The organism is Roseicyclus sp., from assembly GCF_052168335.1.
Classification (GTDB): domain Bacteria; phylum Pseudomonadota; class Alphaproteobacteria; order Rhodobacterales; family Rhodobacteraceae; genus Roseibacterium.
In genome coordinates, this window is the sequence record NZ_JBQLZP010000317.1 from 1 (window position 1) to 1,696 (window position 1,696).

Consider the following 1,696-nt stretch of genomic DNA (forward strand, 5'->3'; position numbering starts at 1 on the left):
AGCAGCGCATCGCCAGCGCCCGCGCGATCCTGCGCGACGCGCCGATGCTGCTGCTCGACGAGGCGACGAGCGCGCTCGACGCCGAGAGCGAGCGGCTGGTGCAGGACGCCGTGGCCCGCCTCTCGGAGGAGCGCACGACGCTGATCGTGGCGCACCGCCTCGCCACCGTGAAGCAGGCCGACCGCATCCTCGTCTTCGAGGGCGGGCGGATCGTGGCCGAAGGCACCCATGACAGCCTCGTGGCCGAAGGCGGCCTCTATGCCCGTCTCGCGCGCCTCCAGTTCACCGAGGGTCTTGCCGCCGAGTAAGCCCACCGTCCGCCTTGCGCGACGCCGCGCTTGCTCCCATGCTGGCCCCGGCGCAGACCGCCCGGCGACGACAAGGGAGGCCGCGTCCACAAGGGAGGACGGCATGGTGAGATTCGCCAATCGCGACGACGTGGCCGAGATCGAGGTCGAGCGGCCCTGGCCCGAGAGCCTGCCCGCCACGACGCTCTACGGCCTCCTGTCGCAGACCGCCGCGCGGCACGGGGCGCGCAACGCGCTCTCGTTCCAGATGTTCTCGGGGCCGAAGGACAAGGCCGAGACGCTGAGCTGGACCGAGCTCCACGCCCGCGTCACGCAGGCCGCCAACATGTTCCGCGCGCTGGGCGTGACCGAGACCGACACCGTCGCCTTCGTCCTGCCGAACTGCACCGAGACGGCGGTGACGATCCTCGGCGGCGCGGTGGCGGGGATCGTGAACCCGATCAACCCGCTGCTCGAGCCCGAGCAGATCGCCGCGATCCTGCGCGAGACGAACGCCAAGGTGGTCGTCACGCTCAAGGAATTCCCCAAGACCGACGTGGCGCAGAAGATGGCCGAGGCGGTGCGCAACGCGCCGAACGTGCAGGTCGTGCTCGAGGTCGATCTGCTGCGCTACCTGACGGGCCTCAAGAAGTTCATCGTGCCCTTCATCCGGCCGAAGAACCCGACCGGCCACCGCGCCCGCGTCGTGGACTGGGACGTGGAGGTGGCGAAGCACCCGCGCGACCGGCTGACCTTCGCGGACGGGACATCCGACCGCGTCGCCGCCTATTTCCACACCGGCGGCACGACCGGAATGCCCAAGGTCGCGCAGCACACCTATTCGGGGATGATCTACAACGGCTGGGTGGGCCACACGCTGCTGTTCACCGAGGAGGACAACGTGATCTGTCCCCTCCCGCTCTTCCACGTCTTCGCCTGCCACGTGATCCTGATGGCGATGGTGGCCTCCGGCGGGCACGTCATCTTCCCGACGCCGCAGGGCTACAGGGGCGAGGGCGTCTTCGACAACTTCTGGAAGCTGGTCGAGCGCTGGAAGGTCACCTTCATCATCACCGTGCCGACCGCCATCGCCGCCATGATGCAGCGCCCGGTGAACGCCGATGTCTCGAGCGTGAAGACCGCCTTCTCGGGCTCGGCGCCGCTGCCCGTCGAGCTCTTCAACCGGTTCGAGCGCGCGACCGGCGTGACGCTGGTGGAGGGCTACGGTCTGACCGAGGCGACCTGCCTCGTCTCCTGCAACCCCGTGGACGGCGAGAAGAAGATCGGCTCGGTCGGCATTCCCTTCCCGCATTGTCGCGTCCGCATCCTCAAGCAGACGCCCGAGGGCGTTATCGACTGCGCCGTGGACGAGGTCGGCGAGATCTGCGTCGACAATCCCGGCGTGCTCG

Annotated in this window: 1 protein-coding gene and 1 pseudogene; both read left to right on the forward strand. The window is 69.0% G+C overall.

Features of this window, described 5'->3' with window-relative positions; genetic code table 11:
* A pseudogene (locus tag ACTS11_RS09835) lies at positions 1–308 on the forward strand (ABC transporter); the annotation flags it as partial.
* Positions 309–411: 103 nt separating this feature from the next.
* Positions 412–1,696 (forward strand): AMP-binding protein (locus ACTS11_RS09840; protein WP_442640143.1); only part of this gene is annotated, 1,285 nt, incomplete at its 3' end.